The 25,601-nt window shown below is 35.5% G+C and carries 24 protein-coding genes; 1 reads left to right on the forward strand and 23 read right to left on the reverse strand.

The window, feature by feature from the left end:
• The 14 genes from ACZZZI_RS08690 to ACZZZI_RS08755 all read right to left on the reverse strand — a co-directional run bounded on the left by ACZZZI_RS08690 (position 1) and on the right by ACZZZI_RS08755 (position 15,798).
• Positions 1–615, reverse strand: a complete 615-nt coding sequence (locus ACZZZI_RS08690) for an acetyltransferase (RefSeq protein ID WP_463489201.1) — start codon at positions 613–615, stop codon at positions 1–3.
• 3 nt (positions 616–618) lie between these two features.
• Entirely contained in the window at positions 619–1,770 is a 1,152-nt protein-coding gene (locus ACZZZI_RS08695; protein WP_463489202.1) for a LegC family aminotransferase, read from the reverse strand.
• Positions 1,770–2,957 carry a UDP-N-acetylglucosamine 4,6-dehydratase gene (locus ACZZZI_RS08700; RefSeq protein WP_463489203.1) on the reverse strand — a complete coding sequence of 396 codons (1,188 nt, stop codon included), beginning with the start codon at positions 2,955–2,957 and terminating at the stop codon, positions 1,770–1,772. The genes ACZZZI_RS08695 and ACZZZI_RS08700 overlap by 1 nt, the downstream gene beginning before the upstream one ends.
• 5 nt (positions 2,958–2,962) lie before the next feature.
• The gene (locus tag ACZZZI_RS08705; protein ID WP_463489204.1) at positions 2,963–3,988 is read right to left on the reverse strand and encodes a Wzz/FepE/Etk N-terminal domain-containing protein; all 1,026 of its coding nucleotides are present in this window, start codon (positions 3,986–3,988) and stop codon (positions 2,963–2,965) included.
• A gap of 104 nt (positions 3,989–4,092) precedes the next feature.
• Positions 4,093–6,678, reverse strand: a complete 2,586-nt coding sequence (locus ACZZZI_RS08710) for an SLBB domain-containing protein (RefSeq protein WP_463489205.1) — start codon at positions 6,676–6,678, stop codon at positions 4,093–4,095.
• A gap of 36 nt (positions 6,679–6,714) precedes the next feature.
• A complete protein-coding gene (gmd, locus tag ACZZZI_RS08715; RefSeq protein WP_316763130.1) occupies positions 6,715–7,851 on the reverse strand; it encodes a GDP-mannose 4,6-dehydratase in 1,137 nt (378 codons plus the stop codon).
• Positions 7,852–7,950: 99 nt separating this feature from the next.
• Entirely contained in the window at positions 7,951–9,222 is a 1,272-nt protein-coding gene (locus ACZZZI_RS08720) for a nucleotide sugar dehydrogenase (protein WP_463489206.1), read from the reverse strand.
• Between the two features lie 129 nt (positions 9,223–9,351).
• Positions 9,352–9,990, reverse strand: coding sequence for a DUF6266 family protein (locus ACZZZI_RS08725; protein WP_463489207.1), 639 nt, complete (start codon positions 9,988–9,990; stop codon positions 9,352–9,354).
• Between the two features lie 267 nt (positions 9,991–10,257).
• Positions 10,258–11,118, reverse strand: coding sequence for a glucose-1-phosphate thymidylyltransferase RfbA (gene rfbA / locus ACZZZI_RS08730; protein WP_316764046.1), 861 nt, complete (start codon positions 11,116–11,118; stop codon positions 10,258–10,260).
• 63 nt (positions 11,119–11,181) lie between these two features.
• Positions 11,182–12,039, reverse strand: a complete 858-nt coding sequence (gene rfbD / locus ACZZZI_RS08735) for a dTDP-4-dehydrorhamnose reductase (RefSeq protein ID WP_344769620.1) — start codon at positions 12,037–12,039, stop codon at positions 11,182–11,184.
• Between the two features lies 1 nt (position 12,040).
• Positions 12,041–12,583 carry a dTDP-4-dehydrorhamnose 3,5-epimerase gene (gene rfbC, locus ACZZZI_RS08740; RefSeq protein ID WP_316764052.1) on the reverse strand — a complete coding sequence of 181 codons (543 nt, stop codon included), beginning with the start codon at positions 12,581–12,583 and terminating at the stop codon, positions 12,041–12,043.
• The gene (gene rfbB, locus ACZZZI_RS08745; RefSeq protein ID WP_316764053.1) at positions 12,583–13,635 is read right to left on the reverse strand and encodes a dTDP-glucose 4,6-dehydratase; all 1,053 of its coding nucleotides are present in this window, start codon (positions 13,633–13,635) and stop codon (positions 12,583–12,585) included. The genes rfbC and rfbB overlap by 1 nt, the downstream gene beginning before the upstream one ends.
• A gap of 181 nt (positions 13,636–13,816) precedes the next feature.
• Positions 13,817–14,635 carry a HEPN domain-containing protein gene (locus ACZZZI_RS08750; protein WP_463489208.1) on the reverse strand — a complete coding sequence of 273 codons (819 nt, stop codon included), beginning with the start codon at positions 14,633–14,635 and terminating at the stop codon, positions 13,817–13,819.
• The gene (locus tag ACZZZI_RS08755; RefSeq protein WP_463489209.1) at positions 14,632–15,798 is read right to left on the reverse strand and encodes a hypothetical protein; all 1,167 of its coding nucleotides are present in this window, start codon (positions 15,796–15,798) and stop codon (positions 14,632–14,634) included. Before ACZZZI_RS08755 ends, ACZZZI_RS08750 begins: the two co-directional genes overlap by 4 nt.
• Before the next feature lie 115 nt (positions 15,799–15,913).
• Between ACZZZI_RS08755 and ACZZZI_RS08760 the strand changes: the two genes are divergently transcribed.
• Positions 15,914–16,561: a LexA family transcriptional regulator gene (locus ACZZZI_RS08760; RefSeq protein WP_344769613.1), complete on the forward strand. Its 648-nt coding sequence runs from the start codon at positions 15,914–15,916 to the stop codon at positions 16,559–16,561.
• A 41-nt stretch (positions 16,562–16,602) separates the two neighbouring features.
• Here the strand turns inward: ACZZZI_RS08760 and ACZZZI_RS08765 are convergent, their stop codons facing one another.
• The 9 genes from ACZZZI_RS08765 to ACZZZI_RS08805 form a co-directional block, all read right to left on the reverse strand.
• Positions 16,603–17,166, reverse strand: a complete 564-nt coding sequence (locus tag ACZZZI_RS08765; protein WP_463491780.1) for a DUF3109 family protein — start codon at positions 17,164–17,166, stop codon at positions 16,603–16,605.
• 2 nt (positions 17,167–17,168) lie between these two features.
• A complete protein-coding gene (locus ACZZZI_RS08770) occupies positions 17,169–17,942 on the reverse strand; it encodes a DUF3108 domain-containing protein (protein ID WP_463489210.1) in 774 nt (257 codons plus the stop codon).
• Between the two features lie 91 nt (positions 17,943–18,033).
• Positions 18,034–18,549: a DUF2480 family protein gene (locus tag ACZZZI_RS08775; protein WP_316764066.1), complete on the reverse strand. Its 516-nt coding sequence runs from the start codon at positions 18,547–18,549 to the stop codon at positions 18,034–18,036.
• A gap of 66 nt (positions 18,550–18,615) precedes the next feature.
• The gene (locus ACZZZI_RS08780; protein ID WP_463489211.1) at positions 18,616–20,700 is read right to left on the reverse strand and encodes a SurA N-terminal domain-containing protein; all 2,085 of its coding nucleotides are present in this window, start codon (positions 20,698–20,700) and stop codon (positions 18,616–18,618) included.
• A 132-nt stretch (positions 20,701–20,832) separates the two neighbouring features.
• Positions 20,833–21,411: a hypothetical protein gene (locus ACZZZI_RS08785; protein ID WP_316764076.1), complete on the reverse strand. Its 579-nt coding sequence runs from the start codon at positions 21,409–21,411 to the stop codon at positions 20,833–20,835.
• Positions 21,411–22,700, reverse strand: coding sequence for a hypothetical protein (locus ACZZZI_RS08790; RefSeq protein WP_463489212.1), 1,290 nt, complete (start codon positions 22,698–22,700; stop codon positions 21,411–21,413). The genes ACZZZI_RS08785 and ACZZZI_RS08790 overlap by 1 nt, the downstream gene beginning before the upstream one ends.
• Before the next feature lies 1 nt (position 22,701).
• Positions 22,702–23,436, reverse strand: a complete 735-nt coding sequence (locus tag ACZZZI_RS08795) for a type III pantothenate kinase (RefSeq protein WP_463489213.1) — start codon at positions 23,434–23,436, stop codon at positions 22,702–22,704.
• Between the two features lie 124 nt (positions 23,437–23,560).
• On the reverse strand, positions 23,561–24,541 hold the full coding sequence (locus ACZZZI_RS08800; RefSeq protein ID WP_463489214.1) for a DUF6427 family protein: 981 nt from the start codon (positions 24,539–24,541) through the stop codon (positions 23,561–23,563).
• A 58-nt stretch (positions 24,542–24,599) separates the two neighbouring features.
• A complete protein-coding gene (locus ACZZZI_RS08805; RefSeq protein WP_316764085.1) occupies positions 24,600–25,589 on the reverse strand; it encodes a glycosyltransferase family protein in 990 nt (329 codons plus the stop codon).
• Between the last annotated feature and the right edge of the window lie 12 nt (positions 25,590–25,601).

Consider the following 25,601-nt stretch of genomic DNA (forward strand, 5'->3'; position numbering starts at 1 on the left):
TTATCCTTTTTTTGCTGGATTACCAAAAAATGTTAATCCATCCTCAATATCCTTAATTACTACCGCGCCTGCACCAATAGTTACATTTGAACCAATTGTTACACCCTGTTTAATAACTGCATTTGCTCCTATAAAAGAGCCATCGCCTACCTTTACATTTCCAGCCAACACGGCTCCAGGTGCGATATGGGTATAATTTCCAATCACGCACTCATGCTCAATAACGCTTGATGTATTACAAATTACAGCCTGCCCTATTTTAGCCATAGCGTTAATGATAGCACCAGGCATAATTACGGTTGCTTTTCCTATTGAAACTGTTGGAGAAACAATTGCCTTGATATGCTTTATGGATGGGCAATTAATGCCTTTTTCAATCAAATGTAGATAAATTTTCGATCTGAGTTTGTTATCACCTAAGCCTAAGAAAACATCGATATTTTTTAATTGCTCTAAAGTTCTGGCATCCTGTTCACTCCCTAAATACCTAATACCAAACGGATTATTTTCTTTCTCTTGTTGTTCGCAGTAGCCTTCAATATTATAGCTTAAAGACAACAAAGTATCAATTATAACAAAAGAATGTCCTGAATAACCAATTAAAGCAGCTCTCATTTTTTATAATCTTACACTACTCGGTATGTTAACTAATCGGTCTGCAATCCATTCGCTATTTTTAAGATTTTGTATTTCAGCATCCTTAAACATAGGCAACCGATGCATTAATTCCCAAACAGGCCTTGCCATTACACCATTACTATTCATGTACCCTAAAAAAGCTTGTTGTTCTTCTTTATCTTTCAGCAAAATTGCATTTAACCAATAATTAGCTTTAGCATCAACAATTTCATCAACAAACTCTACTCCACTACTTTTAAGCGCAGTTTTATAGTATTGAGCTAATTCTCTTTTGTTATCAACAAACCTTGTTAATTGTTCAAGCTGTGCACAAGCCAACGCCGCATTTAAATTTGGCATCCTATAATTATAGCCTATTTGGTCATGAACAAATGCCCAGGGATGAGCTACCTTAGCTTGTGTAGTAAGATGCTTGGCACGGTTTGCAAGCTTTTCATTATTTGTAACTAATGCGCCGCCCCCGCCACTGGTTACCGTTTTATTTCCATTGAAACTAAACGTACCAATCTCACCGAAAATACCAGTATGTTTTCCTTTATAATAACTACCTAAAGATTCTGCTGCATCTTCGATCAGCGTAATATTCCATTCGGCACAAATATTAGCTATTTCATCAATACGACAAGGTAAGCCAAAAGTATGCATCGGCACACAAGCCTTTATTCGCTTCCCTGTTTTTTTATTATAGGTAAATCCATCGGCCTTTTTTATTGCATTATTTTCTAAAAAAACTTTTATTGCGTTTGGAGACAATCCTAGTGTATCCTTATCAACATCTAAAAAGATGGGTTTTGCACCAATATAACTTATGGCATTACATGTAGCTATAAATGTTAAGCTTTGAGAAAGTACTTCATCTCCTGCATTCACATCTGCCAGTATTAAAGCCATATGCAAAGCATTTGTTCCATTTACAATAGCGATGGCATACTTTGCTCCTGTAATTTCACTCATCATTTCTTCAAAGCGATTAACAAAACTACCTACTGAAGATACAAATGTGGAGTCAAGTGTTTCCATTACATATTTACGCTCGTTACCAATAAACAAGGGTGCATGTAATGGTATAAAATCCTGATTAGGAAATTGTTTTTTTATGATTGTTGAAATATTCTCGAAATCAATTGTCATTACATTTTTGCGTCTAAGTATTTACCCGTTTCCTTGTGTCCGAAGTCAGGTATCATTTGGTGAAATAAAGCTACAATCTGGTCTTTAGACCATTTTCTGTCCTGCTTCATTTTATAAATTTGATCAGTAAAAAGCTGCAGATTACTTTCATTATAATTAGGCTCATTTTTAATAATGCCTAAATTTTCAAACCTTTCTAAATCCAGCGTTTCATGCTCAGTAAAAAACTCTTCAAAATCCTTTTCCCCAGTAGTATCACTGGCAGTAAATAAACACGGCCATTTTCCTTCTTCAGGTAAGCTACTAATTAATTCTCTTGCTTGTTCTTCATTTTCACATTCGAATGCCTCGTAACCCAATTCTTTTAAATACTCTATGGCAATAGCAGCAAAAGTGATCAGATGTAAGTTTTCACTTAATTTAGGGAAGAAGATATCTCTGTTTTCACCGAATATACAAGACATTAAACATAACTCCCCAGATTCTGTAGGAATGACAAAATATCTTTTTATGTCATTTGGAGCCACAATTGGCTGTCTTTTTTGTATTCTTTGATTAAAACCATGCAACAGCGAACCATCAGAAAAAGCTACATTTGCAAAACGAGCAGTTGAGATCGCTATTTCTTTGCTTTTTCGCATCAAAAACATTTCCATTATACGTTTTGATGCACCCATCATATTAACTGGATTAGCGGCTTTATCGGTGGATACACAGAAATATTTTTTAACACCTTTAGTAATGGATTGGTTTATGGTTTTTTCTGTGTTGAAAATATTTACATCAATCATTCGCATCAAAGTGAAAGGGTCTTTTTCGCTTCTAACGTGTTTTAATGCAGAAAGATTTAGTACATAATCGTAAAGGCCATCAGCCTCGATAAACGCATCATATTCTATTGATCCAATATCTAATGCAAAAGTTTGAAAGTCTCCATCAATATAGCCATAAGAACTTCTAATATCTCTTACCAACTCAACCATGTTGTTTTCACTAATGTCTACAACGTGAAGCTTTAAAGGATGGCGTTTAAAAATTTCTTTGGTTACGGCTTGACCTATTGAGCCTGCCCCACCAAGAACTAAAAATTTAGATTGACTAACAACTTTTTTTAACTGCTCTTCATTTCGAGTGATATCGTTATGAAATAACTCTTTCTTTCTTCCTATTAAACTTAAAATATTCATTATATCTAAGATAAAACCTTTTTAGATAGCTTTCGAACTATCAGAAACAAGCAAATAATTAAACCACCAAATAAGCCTCCTACAATTATTCCTTTTATTCTACTTAGTTTATCTTTATCTAAAGGAAAAATAGGTTGATCAATTATTTGGATTAATGGCTGTTCTTTTCGAAGGGAGATTTTTGAAAGTTCTAGATTTTTAATTAACTCACCTAAAATCACTTTATTAGTTTCTGCAGAGAACTGAGCTTTTTGAACAGGAGCTACACGCTGAATTTGTCTCGTAGGGTTTAGGTTCGGCGTCTGATCTGATACAACAGCAGCGGTATATATGGAACCATTCATTACAGTTCTAACAGAATCAACCTTTTGCTGTAAAATGGCAACGTTCTCTAATGATTTTTTTGTTTTGGTTTGAACATAGAAATCATTTACATTTTTTACGATCTGATCATTAAATGTTTTAGAAAAAGCTTCATCTGTGGATTTAACTTCAGCTTTTATTATACTTAATTTTTTATTTGGTTTTGTTACACTCAACAAGTTCTTGTCAATATCAGCTACAATAGTGCCCAAAATACTATCCTGAACCCTTGTTTTATTCCCAATATCAAAATTAATCTCACCAGCAATCCCCTTATCTTCCCAAGTTTTCTTAAGATTTTTAAATTCAATATATCTATCTATTAACAGCATTGGCTTTCCATTTATCTCGACTTTAGAAAGCAAAGTCTTCTGAATCATATTCCTTGATTTATACAATTCAAGGATATTGTCGCCTTGAAAAATACCTCCTCCACTTCCGCCTAAATCCAATCCAGCCATTGATGCTAGTCCTGATAAAGAAGCTAAATTGCCAGATGCCTTTTCCTCCTCTAACACAAATGTAGTTTTGGCTGTATAAATTGGTTTATTAGAGTTCGCATACAGAAAACCTAATAACCCACCCACTAATCCAAAAATCACAATTACAACCCATTTGGAGAGTAAAAACTTAACCCATTCCTTTAAAAAAAGAATAAGTTCTTTCAATGAGAGTTCGCCATCTTCAGTTTGATTTACTATCTTAATTTCTGTTGGCATTACGTATATTTTAAATAAATTTTGGTGCTATTAATGATGTGGATAGAAGATTCCTATCTAAGTAATGAAACAATTATTGCTCCCAAGGAAGCCAAACCTGTTCCAATGCCTATCCAGGCAGCAGCGGTCAATCTTTCTCTTTCTGCTCGCTTAGGCACCAAAATTTCGGCTCCAGGTTTAATCCTAGGATAATTATTGAAGAATAAAAAGCTCCTTGCGCCTTCAACTGATCCGTTGGCATATTTAACATAGGCCCTACCTTTTAGGGCATTTGCTGTAAAACCACCAGCTCCATTTACATAGGCCTTAAAGCTTTTGCCCGTTCTGAAAACAATATTATTTGGATTGAGTACCTCACCGCTTACGCGTACGGTTTGCAATTGCTTAGGCACTTTAATAACATCGCCATCCTCTAATAATAAATCATATCGCTCACCTGGCGCTTTCAAAATTCGGGTTAAATCGATGCCAACCATATCTGAAGCAATTACTTGAGGCTGTCTTCTAAATGATGTAGTATCTACTCCAGATTGCGTTACTCTTTGCAAATTCATGATTCTTGCCTGCTCTTCCTGTTTACGCTCATCTGATTTAGAATTCCCGAGCAAATCCTGCATCGAATAGGAATCTCCATATTTTGCTCTTCTTATTAATAATTCCTTTTGTAAAGAATCTTTTTGGCTTTGGAATAGAGTAGTATCTCGGCCTGGCCTTTTTAAAGAAGCACCATCTGTATAAGCTAATGCAGTTAATCCTCCTGCTCGCTTGATTAAATCCGAAATACGCTCATTTTTACTTTTGATCGTATAAGTACCTGGGTATAATACTTCTCCTTCTATTTTAACTTGTTTTTGAACCACATAACCTTCTGCACTTCTAACCGAAACGATATCAAATGGCTTTAATTTAAAAATAGTATCTGTAACTAATTTAAGATTACGATCAATATTTATGGTGAATACATCAGCTGTACTAGCTGCAGTAGATTGAACATTACTGTTTCGAACTCGTCTTGATATTTCTACCCGATTTGGTGATGCACCTTCTTTGAATCCTCCAGCCATTTGAATCGCATCTTCAAGATTCATATTCTCAGCATAAGGAAACTGATTTGGTTCTCTCACCTCTCCTTGTACCGTAACTTTATATTCTTCTCTTAAATCAAAAATTGAAGAAATGGTAATTTTGTCTTCTCTTTTCAAAGGTATATCAGCCTGACTGCCATTCATAATTGCAGCCACATCAAAAGATTCCAAGGCGAGTGTATTGTCTGTGTTCAGTCTACTAATGTAACCCCGGTTCATAAAGGCATCTTCCTTTAAACCATCAGCTTTTTGAATGAGTTGCTTTAAGGTCATGCCTTTTTCCAGTTCAAAATAACCTGGTCTGAAAACTGCACCATTAATTTCAACTCTGTTTTCAAAACGATCTAAAATGGGTTCTACAAAAAATTTATCACCATTTTTAGGGATATAAGTATTAAAATCAGCAGCAAAAATATCGCTGATCTTTCTTTCTCTTGCTGTATTTTGGAAAACTTTAACAGCTGATTGATAGGCTATATTTGAAAAGCCACCAGCAAAGTTTAATACATTTTGAAAATGCTCCCCAGCTAAAGTTTCAAAAATCGCAGGGTTTTTAACCTCTCCTACAACTTCTACCCTATTTTCATAAACTGGAACATTAATTACATCCTGGTCTTGCAAACGAATATTACCCTTTTGCATACCATTGATAATTAAATCATAAAAATCTACGGTAGCCACTACACGGTTATTTCTAACCACTTGGATTTTACGATAAGAACCGTTATCATTCGGGCCACCAGCAGCATATAGTGCATTGAACACACTGGATAAAGATGATAAAGTATAAGTGCCAGGTTTTGTAACCTGCCCATTTAAAATAATTTTAATACCGCGTATATTCCCTAAATTAATAGCTAAGTTGGTCCTTCCAGAACGCAAGCCTGGGTAGGTTGAACCCATCAGATTTTTGATCTTCGAACGGGCCTCATCAATACTTAAACCACCAACTTTTACTAAGCCTACGTATTCTAAGCGAATTGATCCCTCTGGACTAACTTTCAAATCATAATTTGCCTCATTATCTCCCGTCAGATCAATCAGCAATTGATCATCCGGACCAATAACATAACCAGCTGGAGTAGCCATTCTTAAATTAGGCTCGAAAGTGATGTTAGAATTTTTGAATAATTGTGAACCAAAAATCTTCGGCTTTAAATCATCGAAAGCTTTATCGATTAAATCTTGCTTAGTGGGTTGATTTGTTGAGGTACTGTCACTCGATCCAAGATATTGTCGATCTGTGTTATTAGAACTGCTTTTACCAGCATTTTGCTTTGCAACAACACTTGAAGAACCTTGTTTTCTGATGGTTTCGACTCTTTTACGAAGTTTTAATATCTCATCTTGCTTCATGCCCTGAGCAGAAGCCATTTGCTCCAATTGTGCATCGCTGTAGCCCAAAGATTCTGCACGTTGCATCAAGGTTTTAATTTGCGCATCAGAAAGTTCATCTACCTTTTGATTGGCATAGTTACTTTGAGCCAACACATCCGTGTTGATTAAAAATATAAAAAAAATGAAAGATGTTAAAAGAACTAATTTTTGTTTCATAGATGTATTATTGCGATTAGCTATTGAGCTTATCGTTTATTCAAAGTAATTTAAGGTTTTAAAACCACCCTCTTTCAGGTGTTCGTCTTTTTTCATTAATTGAAGGTCGGAAATTACCATATCCTTAACTAGAGCAGGTAAGTCGTATTTTGGCTGCCAGCCTAACTTAGTCTTTGATTTTGTAGGATCGCCAAGTAATAAGTCTACTTCAGTTGGACGGAAATATTTTGGATCTACCTTAACTATAGTTTGACCTGGTTTTAAATTATCTAAATTTAAACCTAAAGCAATGGCTTTTTCTTCATCCACGTTAATGATTACGCCTTTTTCGTTTTCGTCTTTACCTGAAAACTCGACTTCAATGCCCAGCTCAGCAAAACTCATACGAACAAAATCACGAACGGTTGTGGTAACACCAGTTGCAATTACATAATCTTCTGCTTGTTCTTGCTGTAAGATAAGCCACATCGCTTCGATGTAGTCTTTCGCATGTCCCCAATCTCTTTGAGCAGAAAGATTACCTAAATAAAGACAATTTTGTAAACCTAGAGCGATTTTAGTTGCGGCTCTTGTAATTTTACGCGTTACAAAGGTTTCGCCTCGTAAAGGACTCTCGTGATTAAACAAAATACCATTACAAGCAAACATGCCATAAGCCTCACGATAGTTCACCGTGATCCAGTAACCATAAATTTTTGCTACAGCATAAGGGGAACGTGGATAAAAAGGCGTAGTTTCACTCTGTGGAACTGCTTGTACCAAGCCGTACAGCTCAGAAGTTGAAGCCTGATAAATTTTCGTTTTCCCTGTCAAACCGAGAATTCTAATGGCTTCAAGCAACCTTAAAGTGCCAATACCATCTGCATTTGCAGTATATTCTGGCATTTCAAAACTTACATGAACATGGCTCATGGCCGCTAAATTGTAAATCTCGTCTGGTTGAGTTTCCTGTATAATTCTGATCAGGTTGGTCGAATCGGTTAAATCTCCATAATGCAATTTAAAATGCACATTATTTTCATGCTGATCCTGGTATAAATGATCAATTCGATCTGTATTGAACAGAGAACTTCTTCTTTTTAGACCATGAACAAAATACCCCTTTTTTAGCAAAAATTCGGCTAAATAAGCACCATCCTGTCCGGTAACACCAGTAATAAGAGCAACCTTCATAAATTATTTCATAGAGTTTAAGCTTGCAAATATAGGTAATAATATTGGTGAGTTGAAAAACTAAAATAATCAACTAACAACTTCTTTATGTTTTTCAGATTATAATCTTGCATCAGATAATTTTCTGTCGATAAATGACTTTGTATCAAAAATTATCGCTCCAGCTTCTTTGAAAGCCGCATAATTCAGTTCCGAAAACTGTGTATGAGCGACAGCCAAAATAATCGCATCATAATGTTCTGAGGGCTCATTTTTTAATAAAGAGATATTGTATTCTGCCTGCACAAGTTCGGCCTCCGCCCAGGGGTCATACACATCCACATCGATCGAAAAAGACCTTAATTCTTTATAAATATCGATAACACGGGTATTTCTGGTATCTGGACAGTTTTCTTTAAAAGCGAAGCCAAGTATTAGTACTTTGGCATTTTTGATGGTTTTATCTCTGGCAACCATCATTTTGATAACTTTGTTCGCTACAAACATACCCATGTTATCATTAACTCTTCTACCAGATAAAATAACTTCAGGTTTATAGCCCAACGACTCTGATTTAAATGCCAAATAATACGGATCGACACCGATGCAGTGGCCACCAACTAAACCAGGTTTGTAATTTAAAAAATTCCATTTGGTAGCTGCGGCAGCTAATACGTCTGCTGTATCAATTTCCATCTTGTCAAAAATTAAGGCAAGTTCATTTACAAACGAAATATTAACATCGCGTTGTGCATTTTCAATCGCCTTTGAAGCTTCTGCAACTTTAATGCTCGGAGCTAAATGTGTACCTGCAATAATAATGCTTGAATATAAGTTGTCTATTTCTACTGCAGTTTCAGGATTAGAACCTGAGGTTACTTTTTTTATTTTGGTTAATGTATTAACTTTATCTCCAGGGTTAATTCGTTCTGGTGAATAGCCGCAGAAGAAGTCTACATTATACTTTAATCCCGAAATCTTCTCCAAAACAGGAACACAATCTTCTTCTGTACAACCTGGGTATACCGTTGATTCGTAAATAACTGTGTCTCCTTTTTTCAATACAATTCCCAGCATTTTTGATGCGGTAAGTAAAGGCTCCAAATCGGGTCTTTTCAAATGATCTATAGGTGTCGGAACGGTAACAATGTAAACCGTACACTGACTGATATCGGGAAGATTTGAACTAAATTTGATATCGCAATTATCGATTACATTTTTTAGCTCATCAAGATTTGCTTCCTGGGTATGATCATGACCATTATTTAATTCTAATATTCTGTGCTCATTTATATCAAAGCCTACAACTGAATATTTTTTGGCAAACTCAATTGCTAATGGCAATCCAACATAACCTAATCCTATAATTGCTAGCTGCTTTTTTTTATCCATTTACTTAATGTATCGGGGTAAAGATAACTAAAATCATTAGTTTAGGTTATGATTATAGCCTTCCAACTTTCATTAAAAACCAAAGCATTCATATTCAAGCAGCGCAACAAACTACAAGGTACGGTACCCTCAATAAGTAATTACACCAACATAGCTACTCATCGAAATACTCAACCGATCATCAGAAACAAAGGAAATCCAGGTATGGAATTTGCTCCCTTTATAAAAAGAAGGAATTTCTAAAACCTCTGTACCAGATTTTCTTTTCGAACCACTACAAACAGAAAAGGCAATATTATCTTTAGGGCTAAAAGCAAGGATCATAACCTGATCATAATTCCTGTTATAACTTGGATAGATTTCATGAGTCCATGTAAATTGAATCCCCAGATCATTCGTAAGGTATTGTGGATCTTTAACCCCTGTTAAATTACCGTAGGTTAAACAAATTTTTGAGTAATCAATCTCATCATACTCGTCGAAAGCATGGAGCATGTTATACGATTTTGCTGCATTATGGGCAGTCATCATTCTCAATTTGGATTCGATATTAAAACCTATCTTAATGTAACCAAGAACACGAGAAAGAAATGCCTGCATCAGCGTAAATTTTTTACGACAGACATTTTGTGAAAGGGTGCCTTCCTTATTTTTTTTACTCAATTTGGGTAATCCCTTGATTATCCATTTTCCGTTTAGCTGGTAGCCAATAATACTGCCTGCTTTTCCGGTGAAGCCACCGTTAATTCCATCATTTAGTAGAGCCATAATTTTTTTTTAAAAGATTATGGGATGATTATACCAAGATAATAAAAAGATAACCATTAAGTCAAACTTAATTTACATTTAGTTCGGAGTTTGGTCGGATACGATTGTCACAACCCCGAACTAACTGCGAACCAACGCCGAACTAACTGCGACACAACCCTTAATATCTACCCTGTTTGATAACACTACTTATAACATCTTATTCAAAAAAAAAGTTCTTGCCAGTTTTAAACTGACAAGAACTTTTTTAATAATTTTATATTAAACTTACTTAATTTGTTTTAGTAGGTAAGCTCCATAACCACTTTTAACAAGTGGTGTAGCAATTGCTTTAAGCTGTTCTGCATTGATAAAACCCATGCGATAAGCAATCTCTTCAATACAGCCGATTTTCAAGCCCTGGCGTTCTTCAATAATCTGAACAAACTGGCCTGCCTGCATTAATGAGGTAAAAGTTCCGGTATCTAACCAGGCAGTACCACGAGATAAAACACCAACTTTTAAAGTACCTCTTTCTAAATAAACCTTGTTAATATCGGTAATTTCATATTCGCCACGTGGAGATGGCTTGATATTTTTAGCAATTTCTACAACTTCGTTATCATAAAAATATAATCCTGGTACCGCATAATCTGATTTTGGTTGCTCAGGTTTTTCTTCGATCGAAATTGCATTTTTATTTTCGTCAAATTCAACTACGCCATAACGTTCGGGGTCAGAAACCTGATAAGCAAAAACAACTCCACCTTCTGGATCGGAGCTGGCTTGTAATAGCTTTGCCATTCCATCGCCATGAAAAATATTATCACCAAGCACTAAAGCAACTTTATCTTTACCAATAAATTCTTCTCCAATTACAAATGCTTGTGCTAATCCGTTTGGCTCTGCCTGTACGGCATAACTAAATTTACAACCTAAAGAAGCACCATCACCCAATAGTTTCTCAAAATTTGGTAAATCGTGCGGGGTAGAAATAATTAAAATTTCTTTGATCCCAGCAAGCATTAAAGTTGATAAAGGATAATAGATCATCGGTTTATCGTAAACCGGCATCATTTGTTTGCTACAAGCTAAAGTTAAAGGATGTAAACGTGTTCCGCTGCCACCGGCTAGGATTATGCCTTTCATATTTTGGTCTTTGATTTGAGATTATAGATTAAGATCGTTCCTAATCTACACTTCATTAATTTATTATTTATTCAATTGTTTAATACACTCCACCAAGCTATCTCTCCAATATGGAATTTGTATATTAAAAGTAGATTTAATTTTCGATTTATCCATTACCGAAAAAGCCGGACGTTTTGCTTTTGTTGGGTATGCTGAACCTGGAATTGGATTTGCCTTAACCGCGGTATTGCTAATATCGAATATGGCTTTAGCAAAATCGAACCACGAGGTTACGCCCTCATTACTGTAATGATATAACCCATAGCTTTTATTTTCAGATTGGATAATATCAAAAATTGTATTTGCTAAATCAATTGCATAGGTAGGCGTACCTACCTGATCTGCAATAATACCTAACTCATCGCGTTCAGCACCAAGCTTAAGCATGGTTTTCACAAAATTGTTTGCATACTCAGAATATAACCAGCTGGTACGTAAGATAAAATGCTCATCTAAAATATCGATTACCGCATTTTCGCCATCCAGTTTGGTTACACCGTAAACGTTTATAGGATTTGCAGCATCTTCTTCTTTTAAAAGTTTTACTTCATTTCCTTCAAACACGAAATCAGTAGAAATATGAACTAAAGTTGCCCCATTTGCTTTACAAGCTTTCGCCAGATTAGCAGCACCTGTTTCATTTACCGCTTTCGATAAATCAACTTCATCTTCCGCTTTATCTACCGCAGTATAAGCTGCACAATTGATCACGAATTTTGGTTTTTCCTTTTCCAGAAGACTGTTTAATAATCCCTGATTTAGGATGTTTGCTTCCTGTTCTACAGGAAAAACAATTTCCGAAATCCCTCTACGCTCTGCAACGGTTTTAAGGCATTGACCTAACTGACCGCCAGCGCCGATTACTAATATTTTATTCATATTATTTTAGAGAAGAAAAGCTGTTTAAGATTAAATCTTTGTCCGAAACGGCCTCCTGATCTGCGGGAATCATCCAATCGATCGCCAAATCTTTATCATTGTACATTACACCAACTTCAGATGCTTTATTGTAAAAGTTGTCACATTTATAGAAGAATTCAGCAGTTTCACTTAACACAGAGAAACCATGTAAAAATCCTCGAGGAACATAAAGCTGTAACTTATTCTCCGCACTTAATTTCACGGAAATGTGTTTACCATAAGTTGGTGAACCTGGGCGTATATCTACTGCAACGTCTAAAACTTCGCCTTTGATCACTCGAACCAATTTTGCCTGTGCAAATTCACCTGATTGCGCATGAAGACCTCTGATTACACCATAAGATGAAAACGATTGATTGTCTTGTACGAACGCACCCGACATTCCAGTTTTCTCTTCAAAGGTATTTTTATTAAAGCTCTCAAAAAAATAACCTCTTGCATCTTCAAAAACTCTGGGTTTGATAATCACACAATCCTTTAAACCTGTTTCCTGAATCTCCATTATTTATTGTTGTATTGTTGTTCGTAGTAAGATTGATAATTACCTGAAGTTACATTGTTCAACCAATCTTCATTTTGAAGATACCAATCAACTGTTTTAGCTAAGCCCTCTTCAAATTGAAGACTTGGTACCCAATCTAATTGGTTCTGTAACTTAGATGAGTCGATTGCATAACGCAAATCATGACCTGCTCTATCAGTTACATAAGTAATCAATTTAGCTGATTCACCTTCTTCACGACCTAATTTCTGGTCCATAATTGAGCAAAGCAGATTAATCAAGTCAATGTTTTTCCATTCGTTATGGCCACCAATATTGTAAGTATCTCCAGTTTTAGAGTTGTGGAAAATTACATCAATAGCTCGGGCATGATCTTCTACCCATAACCAATCGCGAACGTTTTCGCCTTTACCGTAAACTGGAACTGGCTTGTTATTTTTAATATTGTTAATGGCAAGCGGAATTAATTTTTCAGGAAAATGATGTGAGCCATAATTATTAGAGCAATTTGAGATTACGCAATCCATACCGTAAGTATCGTGATACGCACGCACGAAATGATCAGAGCTTGCTTTTGAAGCTGAATAAGGGCTATGTGGGTCGTAAGCTGTTGTTTCTGTGAACATACCTTCTTCTCCTAATGCACCATATACCTCATCTGTGCTTACATGATAAAAACGTTTTTTATCATAATCGCCTTTCCAATACTCACGGGCAGCATTTAATAAGTTTACCGTACCAATTACATTGGTTATTACGAAAGCTGTTGGGTCGGTAATTGATCTATCTACATGACTTTCTGCTGCCAAATGTATTACCGCATCAAAATTTTCTGTTTTGAATAATTCATTCATCGCAGTCGCGTCTGTAATATCTTCCTTAACAAACCTGTAATTAGGCTTATTTTCCACATCCGTTAAATTTGCCAGGTTCCCTGCATAAGTTAACTTGTCGAGATTTACAATTTCATACTGAGGATAGTTGTTTACAAAACGGCGTACGACATGAGAGCCAATGAAGCCGGCTCCACCGGTAATTAAGATTTTTTTCACTTGATCTGGATAAATGTTTTTTTCAATCCGCTAAAATAAGATAGATATTACACATAAACAACTTATTACACTTTTACAAATCGGCAAAAAATGATATCATTCAGTTAAATTACCTTCTGCAACAATCATTTTCGAGGGATATGTTACAAGACAAAGTCCTTTAGACTTCATCCATTATCGCCTAAACCAAAGTCTGAAACAATTCTGTTTTGATTATTAAGAGCATTTCTTCAATTTTTTCTTTTAAAAAAATGCAGTTTTTTGGTTTAATAAAATAATCATCTTGATAGCGAACACCCAAATAAGAATCCTGTAAAAGGGTAATCCATTTAAGTTCTTTGGTTTCTTTAACATGAAACATATTATAAATTTGAGGATAGTAGAATGCAGCTTCTTTTCGGAGGAGTTGAAGTTGATGGCTTTTAAAATCCTTTCGCCTAAAAATCAAAATGATTAGGCGATATAACTGTTCGCAAGTTTGATGAAGCATAAAAGCAGCCATATTAAGTTTGTTTTCTTTAAAGTATACCTCTGCTCCATAAAAAAAGCTGGAAACCTTTTCCATTTCCAGGTTAAAACCACGCAGCGCATCTTCGGTTATTTTAATTAATAAATCAGAACGCGCTGGCAGCATTATTAAACCCTTCTTTTTGAAAATACAATTGGCAGCGGTGCAGTTTACAGAAAAGAATAAGTGACCTCTTTGTAGGAAATCAAACATGGTTCCGTAGCAAAAATAAGCTAGATGAATATTAGAGCGCCCCACACTAAGAAAATTTAAAAGCGTTTTGGTTTTATCTGAATCCTGATATTGATGCTGATCGGTGATAATAATTAGCCTGATTTGTTCGTTGCAATCTTTACAACGAAAAATATAAGCAATTGGGATTACCCGAACAAGCAACTTAAGTAAATCAGTTAATCGGCCACTGTTTTCATCATTAATGCTCCAATAGTCTTGATCATTTTCTTCGCAGTCTATTTTTGCCAATTCAATCATAACGTTTTCCCCTCAGCGTCAAATTCTGCTTTTATATGATTACCTGTAACCAACAGAAAAAAGGCTTCCAGTAACTTCTCTAGGGTTTCATACAATTTTAAAATATACTGATCCTCTATGTCCATCAAACTGTTTTGCTTACTTAAAGCACAGTAAAGCCATTCTTGTAATCCATATCTAATCTCTTTAATTTTTTTCAGCTTCAACGTTTTATACACGTATTGTAAAGGATCGCGTTTTTCCGCATCACTTAATGCAAAAACATCATAATTGCATGTTTCAACACCAGTTTCTTCTTCGGTTTTAGCTTTCACACCAATTATCCAGTCTTTAAATGTATTTGCATTACTGCAATAGGGCTCGTTTCGTTGATAGATTAAGTTATTGTTTACAATTAAATACCCCGCATGTATGAGCTGAATAAGCTGGCTGTGAAAATAAATTAGCTTACTGCTTCGCTTAAAGGAAACATGCTCTATTAGTGCTGCCCTAAACCAATCTTTTAAATCTTTGCGATATTCGCCCAAACTCGCACCACTAAAAAACGATTCAATTTCTTTATAGGGATCATTTAAATATGATTTCTGCAGAAGAAGCGGGCATGTTTGTTCAAAGCAAATTAATGCTTTTACATTTTTTTCTTGCTGATCTTTACTTACCAAATATTGAAGCAACAACCAATTGGCTTCGATAAGTTTTTTTGTATTTGCATATATTGGAAATATCTCTGCTCCATCAATATCTGATAAAGCCGAATTAAGGGCTTCTTCAAGCCATTCGTAGAGCGCTGATTTATAATAAGCAAAATCGTAATCTTTAAAAACGCCTTGAATCGCTAACAGCGGATTTAAAATTTCTTCTGCTGATAAATATTGTGGCTCGTAACTAAGCTTTAGCTGAGCCCTAGCTGCAGAAATTGAATCAACCTCTTCCGAAGCTCTTTGATCTTCGATCAATTTGGACGAATGCTCGTAAAGTTCGACGAACTGGTTATAAAAGAAAAGTATATCTGCTGGGTTATTCCATTTGGTGTAAAATTTATCCGTCAAAACCAGTTGCAACCACTCTTCCAGAAAACGAATATGTTGAGATACAGTTCTTGATTCAAAAAAAGATTCGAGAAAAAGAAACAGAGGTTCAGAATATAAAATCTTGTCTTTCATATTTGGTTCGTTTAAGTACATTGATTAATATTATCTTGCGATTACTTAAACAAACATAATAAATTAAGTAAGTATTATGAATAATTATTCGCATTACTTACTAATATAACTGCAAATGACTGAAAATCAAAGACTAAAAATCATCCTAGATAGACTAAATTTTAAAACACAAAAAGAATTTGCGGAAAGTTTGAACATTCAGCAAGGATCACTTTCTGATATTTTAAGAGAAAGAATTGGAATTTCTAATGCGATAAAGGATAGATTGTTTTTGAAGTTTAATGTAAATATTAAATGGCTTGAAGACGGTGAAGGAGAACCTTTCCTAAAAAAAGGCCCTGTAATTTCTGAAACTAAAGAAGGGGTTCCTTACTTTAATGTCAGTTTAGCAGATGAAGATTTATCTATCTTGGAGGAATCGCAGGCCGAATATTTTGTAAACTATAAGCCTTTTAATGATTGTACTGCTTATTTACCTGTTTATGGAGATAGCATGTACCCGAAATATGCTTCAGGCGAAATTATAGCAGTTAGAGAAATAACGAATTTCGATGTTTTACAATGGGGAGAAGCCTATGTAATCATGACTAATGAAAAGTCGAATCATTTACGCAGCATTAAACTGATTTTTGAGCATAGCGATAAAAACAAGCTGATTTTACGTTCATCTAATCCAAATTTTAAGGGTGATACGATTGTTGAGAAAAATAGTATCACGGCACTTTATATCATAAAAGGAAAAATTACCAGAAACCTGATTTAGCAGGGTTGCGCTAAGAATTAGTTGTTCGACTTACTGTTAGTTTACATTGCCGCAACGGAGCTTTCTAATTCTTTATACCATTCTTCGCCGTATTTGCGGATAAGTGGTCCTTTTAAGAAACTATATACAGGCACTTTTAACTCCCGACCGAATGTACAGGCATCGTGGCAAATGTGCCATCTGTCATAATTTAAGACTTCAAATTCGGGGTATTTGGTTATTCTGATTGGATATAAATGGCAGGAGATCGGTTTCTGCCAATCTACAATACCTTGCTCATAAGCCTTTTCGATAGCACATTTGGTAATACCACCTTCGAAAAGTACGTATGCACACTCTTTATTTGTATCAACGCATGGTGTAGTCAAATCTCCATCCGCATCAACTACATAAGTACCTTGTTCTTCAATTGCTTTTATGCCCTTCTCATTTAAGAAATGCTTAATTTTAGGGTAAATCTCCTCTAAAATAGCTTTTTCCTCATTATCTAAAGGAGCACCAGAATCGCCTTCTACACAACAAATACCTTTACATTTGCTTAAATTGCAAACGAAATTTTCTTTTAAAACATCTTCGTGCACCAGCACTTGTTCAACTTCTATCATCATTACTCTTTTGCTAAAGCATATTTTAAACCTGAGGCAGATTTTAACTCCATGGTTACCGCACCAACTAAAATTTCCACCTGTGCTTTTACAGGCACTCTATTTCCATCATCGGTAACCCAAAGATACAAACGACTATCCTTTTTAAAGATTCTACCTGGTTTAATAGAAGGACTAAATTTAAGGCAGCGAATGTTACCCAGTTTACTTTTCACAGTTTCTTTACCGATATATTCAATTTCGAGGGCAGAAATTTCATCGCCAAGAAAATAATTTAATTTAAACTTATCACCCGTTTTAAGTTTTGTAATATCTAAACTACGGGCGAAATAATAAGCAGAAACCAAATCAAATGTTTGTGTAGTCGGTGTGGTAAAAGTCCCCCTGTTCGACACTACCTTTTTGGCATCCTGCGTAAACCTAGCTTTATCTTGTCTCTTGTAACTTCCCTCTCTAATATTTTCCTGATAGAAATACGGAAGCAAATCTGTTTTATCGATATAAGAATCGTAATGATCCCTTACTTTGTAAAAGACATCAAAAGTTCCAGAGGTTTCTGCATCGACTGTTAGTTTATAAGTGGGTTTGTTATCAAACTTCAAATCAGAATTCAGAACTTTTATAGTCGCTTCGGCAGCTGTAATAAATCCGTACTTTAACTTATAGCTTAAAACTTCGCCGTCTTGAAAAACAGCGTCCTTTTTCAGCGGCAATTCCTGCGCCGAAGCAATAAACTTGCTTAACGTTAACGTGAGAATAAAAAATATCTTTTTCATTTGCTTTGTGTGTTTCATTTGCGTGAATATCTACATAATAAACGACTCATTTGCAGCTATTCGTTACAACTATGCAAAAAGCAAACCAAAATTAGTCTTTTCTTTTATACACAGGCACGGTTGAGCAAGGCTCGCCAAACATGATACTTTTAACAACAGGCGTTAACAAATTGGTAATTTCTACATAGGCAGATACGGGCACATCTATATCGCCGCAACCTTTAACAACTACACGTTCGTTTGCAAAAGTTTGAGGATCAATTTTGGCTAACGCTTTTGTAAACAACATTGCTTCTAAGGTATCTAAACCACCAAACACCACTTCGTTGGCATAAGGTTTTAATCGGTTCGCCAGTAACATATATGCCCAGGTTGGCACAATAGCATCAGCAGAACAGATAATGGCAACATTTTTATCTTGATATTGCGCCCAGTCGTGCGTTTTAATAAACTCTCTGAAATCCTTCTCTCTTAGCATTAAGCCATGGAAAAGATTTTCCTTGATATCATAAACAACTCTTTCTCCCGGATGATAATATTCTTCCAGGTTTAAGGAGATTAAACCACTATTTGCAACTTTATTAACGAAGTTTTCCTGAATTTCCATGGCACGTAAATAAAAAAACCGTTCCGACTATACATCGGAACGGTTACAAAATTACGCAATTTCTAATTAATAGAATTTCACGCGATTGTCTTTTATCTTAGCATTATCTTGTAAAGCCTGGAAAGCTGATCCTAAAGAACGCTGACCCAAGGTTAACATCATTGTTTCTTTTTGTTTAAACATGTTAGCAATTGGAGCTGGACTTGAGAATCCTTCAACTGTGAACACATATACACCACGTTCGCCATTAACAGCATTTGAAACTTTACCTGGCTGAGAACCGAATACAGAACCTACCAATGCATTTTCCTGAGCTACACCTGGAATAATTGGGTTTGCAAAAACAATATTTTGAACTGGTAATACTGAACGGCCAACTTTAGATGCTATCTGCTCCAAGCTACCTTTACCAGCACCTTCAAATTTAGCTTTTAATAATTTAGCTTTTGCTGCGTTAAGCACCATTGGCTGAATTTCCTTTTTAACTGCATCTAATGGCAGGATACCTTTAGGTTTAACATCAGTTAAGCGTGCTACCACGTATGCATCAGCCATTGTGTAAATTTCAGGTAAAACGTCACCCTTATCCGCAGCATAAGCAGCTTGAATTAATTTACGAGGATTATCTAAACCTGGAGCAAAACCTTGTGTTGCAGTAATTTTATCTGCTACGGCAAGTTTTAATTTATCCTTTTCAGCGAGTTTAGCAAAATCGTTTCCTTTAGCAGATGCTAAGAAATTGCTTGCTGCTTTATAAGCTGCTGCTTGTGTTTTACTACTTGCTGCTAGCGATTTTTCTACATAAGCTAACTTAGCTACTTTAGAAGAACCGATTTGTTTTTCAATTTTGATTAAGTGAACACCAAACTGAGACTTAACAACTTTTAAATCGCCGGTATTTCCGTCGAATGCTGCGTTTTCAAACTCAGGTACCATTGCACCACGAGCGAAAGTACCTAGCTCACCGCCTTTATCCTTCGAACCATCTACGCTATAAGTTTTAGCCAATTCAGCAAAACTACCACCTTTTGAAACTAAACCTTTTAAAGAGTCGGCTAATTTAACAGCATTTTCCTCGCCACCAACTTTAGCCGGATCGATTAAAATATGACTAGCTTTTACTGAATCAGGAGAGAAACGGCTTGAAACTACTTTAATTACTTTGTAAGAATTACCAGATAAAGCTGGACCGTAAAAACTACCTGCAGGTAAAGAGAATACAGCCGAATCTACTGCCGGATCTAATTTTCCTTTTGATAAATAAGTGAATGGAACTTTAACATCTGAATTAATTGCAGCGAAAAGAGAGTCGTTAGCCGCAACTTTGAAATCGGTAGCAATTTTTTCGATTTGAGCTTTAACCGCTGCAGAATCTGCTTTAGTTGGCTTAATACTGAAAGCAACGTATTCGAAAGTACGGGTTTCTGACGGGTTGTTAAAACGTGCTTTATTTTGATCGTAATATTCTGAATAATCAGCATCTGTTAATTTAACTGATGCATCAGGAATACTTGTGTAATCAAGATTAACATATTTAAAGTTAGCCAGTTTATTACGATTTGTATATTCATCTGTAGCTTCTAACGAAGTAACATAAACCGAATTACGGATTAAGTTAGAATATTTTTGTTGTAAAGTTTGGTTTTTAACTTCTGTTTGCAACATTGCCGATTGGCTTTGTGCTTGCGGCTCTTTAGATTTTAAAAAGCTATTTAACTGCATACGATCCAACTGCCCTGTTTGAGGGTTGGTAAAGTATTGTTTAATTAATGGGCTTGGGTTCTGACCAACCAGTAAGTCAACCAATTCATCTTCAGAAACAGTTAAACCTAAACGATCGTATTCTTTATTTAACAATACATTAGCTAATTCTGCATTCCAAGCCTGATCTACAGCCATTGATTGCATTTGTGCGTTTGCACTGCCGCCATATTGTTGTTTAAACTGATTTAAATTTTGCTCTACTTTTGGTCCGAAATCATCAATGCTGATATCGTTTCCATCAACCGAACCTACTGTTTTTTGGTTCGCAGCCCAAAAAGGCTTACCCACGTTAATTGCATCGCCTACTAAAAATGCAACAATTGCAAAACCAATAGCAAACACTAGTATATAGCCTGCACGGTTACGCAAAAATGTCATTAATCCCATATTGTACTTTATATTATTTAGTTTTTTTTAAGAGGGCGCAAGATACAAATTTGCCTCAAAAAAGAAAACACAAAATTTTATTTATCAACTGTTTAATTTTTAAGCAAATAGCGAAGCAAAAAAAAGGCTTTTTTAAGGCACGATTTCATCCTTTAATACAGCCTGCCCCGTGGCAGTATTTATTTTATAAGTACTAAAATCCTGTGGTGCTTCGAAATCTACACCATTAAGAATATTACCATCGGTGGTTTTGATTGTAACGTTTTGTGTAGAATAGAAAATCTTTTTTGATTCATCCCAAATCAACTCTTCAGAAGAGAAAGTATCGCCTTTGGCATTTTTAACAATTACATTTTTCCTGAAAAAGGTTTTCATCTCCTGATCACGCCTGATGGCATAATCGCAAATTAAGGTGCCGTCGACCACGCCTGGCTGATTGGCGTTAAAAAAATCAATTTTAACACCCTTGATCATTTCCTGATAAGATCCTCCGCCTTCGGGTGTTACCTTATCCATAATAGGAGCATTGCCTTTGGCTTTTACTCTGGCCGAATCGCTGTAAATAATTTCTACCCCGAGGGTACGATCTCTATTTAAAACAACTTTTTGATTGGAAATGGCATTGGCTTTTTTCAGGTCATCATCTCCACAGGAAACCAAAAATAATGGTAACACCAGAACAAAGCCATATAAAAATGCCTTCAATGTCATTAATCTACCCTGTACTTACGGAACCAGGTATCGTTTAAGGTAAAGCCTAAGTGAAAGTTGATGAATTTTTCTTTAACTAAATTGTTATTAAGTGTACCTCGCTGACCAACTTCTGTTGTAAAGTTAATTTTATAAAAAGATAAACCGTTTGAAGAAGGAAGTGGGAAACCAAATCCTAGCGAAGCACCCATTTGCTTAATATCCTGATTGCCTATTTTGATATAGGTTTTATCATAATTGAAACCTAAGCGATAATCAACACGTTTAAAATAACTGTTGTAAGATGTAATATCTGGCGTAAACTGTCCGCCGATTGAAGCACCATAGCTATTTTGTAAACCTTGATTAACGTTATTAATGCTCACATCAGACCATTTACTGGTTCTAACATCGGCTCCGATTAACCACTTATCCGTTTGTTGAATGGAAATACCAAAATTATGAGACATTGGTAATTTAATGCTCGATTTAGCACTTACTACAGCGCTTAACGTATCTAACGCGGTATTTTCATTACCATTAGCATCCTTATTATAAATGGTAGCGAAGTAAGACTGGTTTGAATTTATTTTACCAGAGCTACTACCTGAGTAGCCTAGGGTTATCATAGTTTTAGGCGCTATGTTAAAATTATACTGAATACCATAAGAATAATTGAAACCGCCAACGCTATTTTTATTTTGCAATTTTGAATTGATTGCTCCAGCATCGGTGTATTCAGTTGCTCTTGTGCTTATTAAATTACCAAAAATATACTCCACATTACCACCAATACTTAAGTGATCGCCAAAGCGACGACCGTAACCAAGGTATGCTTTCGATAAACCACCCTCACCCTGATAAAGCTGATCTACAGACATGGTGTCTATTTTTACTGTGTTTTTATAGCTATAACCTAAATCAGAATAAGGTAAAACACCAAAACTTATAGCCGATTTTCTACTTACCGGAACTGCAAAAGCAAGGTGGCTAAAAGTTGCGTTAAAATTGCTTTCTGAGGAATTATTTCTGGATAAGCTGCTCAAACTAGCACTCATACCGAGATCGATTGTGGTTAGGTTAATACCAGAATATGAGGCTGGATTCTGCATATTAATGTAATTAAAGCCATTAACTTTATTTACAGCGGTAGAAATACCACCCATTGCCCTTAATTGCGGAAGTAAAGAGCCTTTAACGTTTCCAAAACCATATCTAGAATATGGGGATGAAGTTGTAACCTGTGCCTGAACACTGAAACCACAAACTAGAACGAGTATGGCTGTAATATAATTTATTCTTTTGTACATTTTAATCTGCAATAGCTTCATTTAATCCTTTTAATACCAAGTAAGGATCTTTTATTATTTGAGGCGCAAAGATGCTGTTTTGTAATTGCTTAAACAAAAAAATGGCATCACCCCCTGTTATAATAACCTTTAAGGCACTTTCTTTTATCTTATTAAGGGCAATAAACCCTTCAATTTCATTTATAACCCCTTGCAAAACACCATTTTTTATAGCTGTTTCGGTATTTTCTCCATCAGGAATAGGTTCTTCTTCGCTCCAATTTATTAATGGCAGGCGACCAGTAAACTCGTGAACTGCCTTAAACCGCATGGTAATTCCCGGACTAATACTTCCTCCGAAGTATTCGCTTCTACTATTCAATAAATCGTAGGTGATACAAGTTCCTGCATCAATAACCAAACAAGGTTGCTTTCCAAAAATCCCTTTGGCTCCTAAAACCGCGGCCCATCTATCTAGGCCTAAAGTAGCTGGTGTTTTATATTTGTTATGCACGCCATTACTCAGCAAAGCTGAAAAACGTACGTATTTTGTTGTTTGTTGTAGAAAATCTTCAAGCTGCGTTATTTCTTCATCAACGGTACTAACTATCGATTTTTCGACCTCAAACTGTGTGATTAAAGGCTGTAAATCATCTTCTGTAATTTTATTAAACCGTTGATAATGGACAATTTTCTTCCCTTTAAAAACGGCTACTTTGGTTGATGTATTACCTATATCAATACTTAAATTATGCATTTATTTAAATAAGAACCGATTACTGGATTATTACAAAAAGCACTGATTATTGCAAAATTCTACAATCACGTCACAAAGCTATTAATCTTTACCAAGTTTCGAGGTATCATTTTGTTAAAAAAGGTTAAACAAACAGAAAGTACTGTACGGAAAGAACAAACAGTAAAAACAGTGTTTCGTAAAACCAACGCTTCTTTGCATTGCTAAAATAGTAAGCCAGAAGTACCGCTCCTGGCGGAACACAAAGCAAGAAATGCCAGATTCGAAAATCTGGTTTTAAATAGAAGCTTGCTGATGAAACCAGAAACATGAAAAACAACATCTGAAAGCCTTTTCGGGTACTGATAAAACTTCTAAAAAAGTTTTCTCGAAGCTGCAAGGAGGCCAGAATAATAATTACGGCAACAGGAATCAGAACCAAATAATCGTTGTAATTAATCTTAAAAACAGAAGGAAATTTATTGCCAAGCGGTTTCCATATCTGATAAAAAGAGTTTAAGTTGTCTTCCCAATAGTAAAATACGGCAAGAAAGAAAAATACAGTTAAAAAACCAACCAAACCCGCAACCCACTCTCGCCAGTTAAAAGGGCGGAAAAGCAAAAGGGATAGAAAGATCATTAACAACATGGCCATAAATGGAAAGTAAATTAAGGTTCCAATGGCTATAATCATTCCGATATCAAATACTGTTGTTATCGAATTTGCACTTTTATTGAGCTTTAAAAACTTATCGATTATCCAGATTAGTAAGAAATTACAAATTAAGGCTGGACTTAAAATCATAAAAGGCAAAAATAAACTTGCACCTGTTATATACATTAATCCAGGTAAAAAGCTTGGTTTTGCAAGTAAATTATGGTTATTAATTATTCGGTTAAATATTAATGCCTGGGTAAAAACCAAAATTGCCGCGAAGAAGATGTTAGCTGATGATGAAAATGCGTTTTCTAAATCGACATCGATCAGCAAGCGTGCAAATGGCTCTAAAAAATCGAAGTTCAAATGGGCGGGTGTTTCATAAAAAATGACCATACGCATGAAAAATGTGTAAGCCAATAGCAAAATGAGGTTAACCGGATTTAATTTTCTGAACTGATTAATCATGCCTTCTTTAAGAGTAGGCAAAGTAAAGATAAAAAGCTGAAAGCTGAAAGGCTAAAACTTAAACTCTTGCGTATTTCTTAACCATATCATCAATGATTTTTGCGGTTTCATCAGGAAAATTAAATTGGTGTTTCTGATCATTTGCAACCCAATCTTTAATTATCGGGAGCCACTTTTTATTACTTCCCCAAATAACAGGCAAACCTAATTGCTTTAATGCATAGGCATTACATTGTTGTTCGAATTGAAAACGCATAGGTGCTACCAGCAGTTTTTTACCTAAATAAAGTGCTTCGGAAGGCCCTTCAAAACCTCCGCCCGTAAAAAGCCCTTCGCAGGTTGCAAGGCTTTTATTAAACTTTTCGTTATTAACGGGCTCTACAAAAACATTTTGCTCCTGGTAAGCTTCTTTATTATGTTTAGAAAAAACCTGCCAGTTAACTTCAGGGATCTGGGTTAAAAGTTTAACCAATCGCTTATCATCGATAGCTGGTAAATAAACGGTATAATGGCCTAGATTTTCGCTTTTTAAACTTCTAATCTCCGCTCGTATAACTGGTGTATGAATAAAGCTATCGTACCGATCGAAATGAAAACCAATATGATATTTGGTTGGTGCGTAGTGGCTTAAAATAACTTTTCCCCAGTCGATGGTTTTAGGGCGTGGTACTTTTTTAGATTTAAATGCTGCCTGATGGCTCAATGAAACACACTCTACACCTTGTAATTTGCATGCCCAGGCACTTACTGGTTCAAAATCGTTTACAATCAGGTTGTAATCCTTTATTGGAATTTGCTTCATATCCTTCCTGAAACGGAAAAGATTCATGCTTAGCCAGGTTTTGAAATGATCTACTCCGCCCTTTTTACCAAAAATAAAACTGAAACCGTGTAATTGATACTTAACAGGCTGACTCAGCTTAACATCTGCCTGTGTTCCACTAACCAGAATATCTAACTCACCATATTTTTGGAGTAATGGAATAATTTCCCTTGCCCTGCTAATATGCCCATTTCCAGTCCCCTGTATTGCGTAAAGTATCTTCATTTCTTAAAAGCC

The sequence above is a fragment of the Pedobacter sp. AC190 genome (assembly GCF_979258025.1).